The 6158-nt window shown below is 42.8% G+C and carries 6 protein-coding genes and 1 riboswitch; of the genes, 5 read left to right on the top strand and 1 reads right to left on the bottom strand.

Features of this window, described 5'->3' with window-relative positions; translation table 11 throughout:
* The first annotated feature begins 118 nt into the window (after positions 1-118).
* The gene (locus ABFX15_RS11310) at positions 119-883 is read left to right on the top strand and encodes a TrmH family RNA methyltransferase (RefSeq protein ID WP_346025508.1); all 765 of its coding nucleotides are present in this window, start codon (positions 119-121) and stop codon (positions 881-883) included.
* Between the two features lie 187 nt (positions 884-1070).
* Positions 1071-1598, top strand: a complete 528-nt coding sequence (locus ABFX15_RS11305; protein WP_346025507.1) for an HD domain-containing protein — start codon at positions 1071-1073, stop codon at positions 1596-1598.
* 252 nt (positions 1599-1850) lie between these two features.
* Here the strand turns inward: ABFX15_RS11305 and ABFX15_RS11300 are convergent, their stop codons facing one another.
* Complete coding sequence (locus ABFX15_RS11300; RefSeq protein WP_346025506.1) at positions 1851-3092, bottom strand: YibE/F family protein; 1242 nt, start codon at positions 3090-3092, stop codon at positions 1851-1853.
* A 523-nt stretch (positions 3093-3615) separates the two neighbouring features.
* Positions 3616-3786, top strand: a riboswitch (M-box (ykoK) riboswitch).
* Between the two features lie 215 nt (positions 3787-4001).
* Between ABFX15_RS11300 and mgtE the strand changes: the two genes are divergently transcribed.
* From mgtE to ABFX15_RS11285, 3 genes are all read left to right on the top strand, one after another.
* Entirely contained in the window at positions 4002-5372 is a 1371-nt protein-coding gene (gene mgtE, locus ABFX15_RS11295; RefSeq protein WP_346025505.1) for a magnesium transporter, read from the top strand.
* Between the two features lie 126 nt (positions 5373-5498).
* Positions 5499-5855 (top strand): winged helix-turn-helix transcriptional regulator, encoded by a 357-nt coding sequence (locus ABFX15_RS11290; protein WP_425425703.1) that lies wholly within the window; start codon positions 5499-5501, stop codon positions 5853-5855.
* A gap of 12 nt (positions 5856-5867) precedes the next feature.
* Complete coding sequence (locus ABFX15_RS11285) at positions 5868-5990, top strand: hypothetical protein (RefSeq protein WP_346025504.1); 123 nt, start codon at positions 5868-5870, stop codon at positions 5988-5990.
* The last annotated feature ends 168 nt before the right edge of the window (positions 5991-6158 follow it).

Below are 6158 nucleotides of genomic sequence, written 5' to 3'. Positions count from 1 at the left end.
GTGTACGGAACCGTACGCACGGTGGTGTGAGAGGACGGTAAATAAATTAATTATTTACCTCCTACTCGATTGTGTCATGTATACTGATACAAGAGTATAACTGAAGGAGACATACAGCATGGAAAGAATTGAATCAGTTCAGAACAAGCAAGTAAAGGAATGGAAGAAACTGCTGACACGAAAAGGCAGGAAAAAACAGAATAAATATCTGATAGAAGGACTGCACCTAGTAGAAGAGGCCGTCAAAGCCGGCATAGAGATCGAACACATTCTGATTCGTGAAGATAAGCTTGATCAATACACAGCCATTGTCGATCAGGTGCCGGGAAATCTCATTATTATTTCAGAATCGATTTCTGAATCTTTAAGTGATTCCGTAACTGAACAGGGCATTTTCGCGGTCATCATGCAGAAGGAAGAAGAGAACGCTATTCATGGGAATAAGCCAGTACTGATGCTTGATCAGGTTCAAGATCCCGGAAATCTTGGTACCCTGATTCGAACAGCTGATGCTGCTGGTTTTGAAGCCGTGATCATTGGGGAAGGGTCAGTCGATTTATATAACCCCAAGGCACTGAGGTCTGCTCAGGGCAGCCATTTTCACCTGCCTGTCATTCATTCAGCTCTTGAAAACTGGATCAGTCAGTTTAAAGAGAAGAATATACCTGTATATGGCACAGCGCTGGATGAGCGGGCTGTATCTTACCATACGGTAGAACCGAAAGAACAGTTTGCGCTTATAGTAGGAAATGAAGGCAATGGGGTAGCTGATCACTTGTTACAGGAGACTACGACCAATCTCTACATCCCGATCAAAGGCCAGGCTGAATCTTTGAATGTCGCTATAGCCGCCAGCATCCTTATGTTTTCTTTACATCAATGAGTAGAAATTTGACAGAAATATCACATTTGATATGAAAACGTTTTACAGGAGCCTTTCATCCTTTAAAATCAGACGTATTAGGAGTACTATAAGTACTATAAGTACTGGACAGGCAATTAGACCTGTTATTTAAACTAACTTTATTACATTAAATACTCTGACTAAGATCTGATAAAGGAGAGCTTCCATGGAATTCGTTCGTTCAATTTGGGAAAATGACAAAGATTATATGACATTGGTCGAAGACCTGCTTGAAAGCGAAGATTTACTTAAACTAGACGATATTACGCATCACCATTATACAACACGACTCATTCACTCACTGTTCGTTTCTTATGTCAGCTATAAAATAGCTAAGCGACTGAAACTGAACGCTAGAGCCGTTGCAAGAGCAGGACTGCTTCATGACTTTTTCCATGAATGCAGAGAAGAGATTGCTCTTATGAATGAAGGTTCGCATAATTGTGTTCACCCAAAAATAGCCGTCAAGAATGCACAGCGTCTGACGGAATTAAGTGAACTTGAAAAAGATATCATCCTTAAGCACATGTTCCTGACTACTACAGGGGTCGGTATTCCTAAATACAAGGAAAGCATGATCGTTACATGTGTAGACAAATATTGCGCAATCAATGAAGTATCTACACCGCTTAGAATGAAAGCTAAAGCAAAACTGGCTGAATGGAGCCTCAAATTGAGCGTCGTCCATGCCTGATTCCAGCCGATAATTAAAAAAATTCAATCCGTTTCCAGTTAAGTTCTAAAAGAACTTAATTGGAAACGGCTTTTTTTGGTGCACGATGCCATTTCCTGATTATTGAACAAGGGAGCTTTTGGCAAGCACTTGGTTTCATTTGATAAAAGTTTAGAGAAGTGATTCTGACAGCATGAGTGCAGGAAAAAAAGCGATGCCGGATAAGCTCTTAGGCATCGCTTCAGACTAGTTAGTCAGTCGGTTCGTCAGAAGTCAGGGAGACTTTCTGAGGTTTAATTTGTCACGGAGAAGGCCGGAACTGACAGCAGTCAGCGGAATAGAGAGGATCAGTCCAATGCTTCCAGCTAAAGCTCTAATGACTTCCGTCGCAATGACATTCATATTGATGATGCTGATGAACGGTTCCTGATAGGCCGTGAACAGTAAAAGCAGTGGGATCATTGATCCAATGTAAGCCAGGATCAACGTGTTAGCCATCGTTCCCATAATATCTTTTCCGACATTCATACCTGATAGAATCAGGCGTTTTGTAGAAACAGTCGGGTCAGCCATCCGTATTTCTTCCATAGCAGAAGCAATGGACATGCCGACATCCATCACAGCACCAAGTGCACCCATGATGATCCCCGCGAAAAGCAAGCCACTGAAATTAAAGTCCACATTTTGTGGGATATACATGAGCATCATAGCTTCCTGACCGGACAGTCCAGTCAAGTTGATCTGGTTCCCGACGATATAAGTTATGAGTCCCGAGATCAGTACCCCACCCAATACACCTGTGATGGCAGCAATGGATTTAATGTTCAGGCCGCCGACTGTCAAAATAGTGACCACCGTAATGATAAGAGAAATTAGGATAGTCATGAGTATCGGGCTGTATCCTGCAAGCAGGCCGGGAATGAGTACTCTTAAGAGAAGGAACAAGGTCAAAGCGAGAGTCAGGATCGTCTTCAGTCCTTTCAGCCCCCCAAGCAGGATAAGCAGGACAACGAACAGTGCCAGTACGATATATATTGTTCGATCTCTCTCGTACTCAACGATATGAACCTGAGACTCCCCGCCAATTTCAATGACGCTGATCAGAATTCTGTCTCCAGGCTCCACTTCAAAGTCGGAACCCGGATTTCCAGTAAGGGTATGGATAGCCTCGACTTCCTCGCCCTCCTGGTCACCTGAAAGGATTTCAACGCGAACTGTCTGTATTTCTTGATAGAAACCTTCATCCAGACCAGGACCGTCACCTGGAAGGACTTCAATGACTCTGGCTCGTTCTATTTCGTCCGCTGGAACATCCTCAAAATCATTATTGTATTCATCAATCGTTTCAAATTCTTCAAATTCCTCGAAATCTTCACTATCATCGTCCAGTTCCGAAGCAAGCAGTCTGCTTTGGGAGTCGAATGGACCGGATGCTTCTTCAGCATGAGCTGAGTAGATAAAGTAGGGGATGATCAGATTCATCAGCAGTGTGATCATCACTAAGCGTTTCTTCATGTGTTCATTCTCCTCATTTTAAGTTTTTGTGTCTGCCTGGAGACGGGCTTTATGAACCGGATGGTCTCTCACAGCAAACAAAAAGAGCATCTAATGCTGACTACTTGGTGGCTCAGTAGGTACTCTCATGTATTTCAAGTATAGCATGAACAAACAGGTAGAAAGAGAGGAATTAAGTGACAGTTTATTTAAAACTTTGTGGCAGGGAAGGAGGTAAATGGGGCATATCAACTTGGACAGGACGCAAGACGGACGACATGTCACGACAAAAAAGTTAAATATAGGATTTGTAGTGATGAATATGCCATATATCGATTTATAGATCTGTTCATTGTCTTCCATAAATACAAGTTCTTTACGGCCGCTCTCATAATGGACTAAATAGGTATCAAACTGATCAGTATCGAATGTATCCTGTCCTTCTAACTCTTCATATTGGACAGGAGTCAACCTATTTATATTAAGGGATAATAACTATTGCTTGAACAAATCACTCACATTCGTTATGATTATGTAGGAAAAGGAATGACCTTGTTAGGTGAGGCTCCCATATGGAGACACGCTACTGCCCAGAAATGTCCAAAGACGCCAATGGGTCAGCAGGAATCTTCGGATGAAGGGGATTTTTAATGTAGCTGAGACTGAAACAGACTCTATGCCATATGAAGCTGAAGCTCAACGACAGAGGTGTATGAAGATGAACTCTGTATTCATGTTCTTTACACGCTCTTATTGGCGTGTTTTTTTATTTATAATGATAGATAACACACAGAGAGGTTATTGACCAGCTAATTTACGGAGGTGAAGCGAAGATGGACCCTGTTCCCTTGTGTATCGGGTATAAATTTAAAGAAGTTAAAAAATCAGGTTATTCGCTTAGCCCGATTAAAATAGAAAGGACGATTACCTATGAAATTAATGAAAAGCAACAAGCAGAAAACGTATGACCAGATTTTTCTGGCTGCAAAAAAGAATGACCGCGAGACATTCAGAGAACTGTTCCTGAGACTGCATGATCGGGACCAGCACGAAGTCTTTCATTTGTTATATCCTGAAAAGAAGAGGAAAATTTCCGAATTTTTAAGTCCTGAAGAATTTGCAGAAATTTTCGAATGGATGGAAACAGAAGACCAGGAAGATGCAGTTCACTATTTACCAGATGAATACATGGCTCAAGTATTCAACTTTATGGCAGCAGATGATGTGGCTCACTTCCTGACTGAAAGTGACGAAACAGATAATCAGACTCTGCTCGCTATGATGGATGAGGAAGAAAGTCAACGTGTTCAGGAACTCCTGTCGTATGCACCGAAAACAGCCGGATCCATTATGACCAAAGAGTTCATTGCTATCCATTATAAGCAGACCCTGACAGAAGTCATCGAACAGCTGCGACAGATCGGTCGCGAAGCTGAGACGATTTATTACTTATATGTTGTAGATGAGAAGGAAAGACTGGTCGGCGTGCTCTCGCTCAGAGACTTGCTGCTCTCTCCTGAAACTGAAACGGTTGAAAACATCATGTTCAACCAGGTCGTTTCAGTGCGCATCGATGAAGACCAGGAACAGGTCGCCCGCATCATTCAGGATTATGACCTGCTTGCCATACCAGTCCTTGACCATGAAGGCAAAATGCAGGGGATCGTTACTGTCGATGATGTCATGGATGTCCTGGAAGAAGAGGTAACGGAAGACTTTAACGAATTCGCTGCGATCAAGCGCAGTGATGATGACCGTAAAACTAAAGTCACACCGTTCAGTACAGCGAAGTCACGCACACCCTGGATCGTTATCCTTCTCTTCCTTGGGATGATCACTGGTGGACTGATTGGGGCATTTGAAGAAACCCTGGACTCGGTCGTACTTCTGGCAGCATTCATTCCGATGATCATGGATACGGCAGGGAACGTAGGGACTCAGTCACTGGCTGTTGCCGTACGTAATCTGACGATTGATGACGACAGAGATAAAGACAGCTTCTTCCAGACTATTAAAAATGAATTGGGTGCAGGGATGCTGATGGGGTTGGTTGCTGCTGTGGTTCTGATCGGTACCATCTTTGTCTTCTACGGCAATGCTGTACTGGCCTTAATCATCAGTTTATCCATGTTCATCACGGTCAGTATATCAACAGTGATTGGTGCAGTGATCCCGGTTATCATCAACAAGTTCAAGATCGATCCCGCAGTTGCTTCAGGACCATTTATTACGACAATCAATGATTCTATAGGACTTTTGATCTATTTCTCTATTGCAACGTTCTTTCTTGAACACCTGTAACCTGTTATAGTACAATTGTGAACGAAATCCTAAACTTCCTAAAAATAAGTATTAGCTTCTACACATTTCTTTAGTATAATGGTATACTGAAAGACGTGAAAGAAGAGGTGACAATATATGATCGAAATGGCACAGACAAAAGAATCTGAAAAGGTGATATGCCCCAGATTCGAGCAGACTTTTTCAATACTTGGAAAAAAATGGACTGGATTAATCATTGATGTATTGTTGGATGGACCTCGTCGCTTTAAAGATCTCTCTCAGGCAATACCAGGAGTCAGCGATCGGGTACTAGTTGAACGGTTGAAAGAACTGGAAAAAGAAGAAATCGTGACGAGAGACTTGGATGACACGTGCGATATCCGTTCAGGTTACCGCCTGACAGCTAAAGGTAAAGCTTTAAGAAATGTCATGAATGAAGTGCAGGAGTGGGCAAATCAGTGGATTTGTGATACTGAATTAAATAACTTAAACGATAGATGAAAAAGAGTAGAGATGACTGATCAGTACCAGAGAACAGTGCCCAGGCTGAAAGCATTGACTGAGGAGTCTCTTGAAGTTCACTTTCATCGTGTACTCTGCACATATCTGCAGGGTCAGACATGGATCGGTAATTAAAATCCCGGTATGCGCCGTTATGCATGAGTGCAGAAGCAGTGGCTTCTGAACAAGGGTGGTACCGCGTGTTGACCTCGTCCCTCTATTGGGACGGGGTCTTTTTGGTGCGCCCGGCATGGGCGACAACTTGGTGGTGAAAGTCCACTACAGGCTTTGCAGTAGGAACTG

It is taken from the genome of Alkalibacterium indicireducens (genome assembly GCF_039522005.1).
GTDB classification, from domain to species: domain Bacteria; phylum Bacillota; class Bacilli; order Lactobacillales; family Carnobacteriaceae_A; genus Alkalibacterium; species Alkalibacterium indicireducens.
The sequence above is the reverse complement of the archived record's forward strand: the minus strand, read 5'-3'. Positions and strand labels throughout refer to the sequence as shown.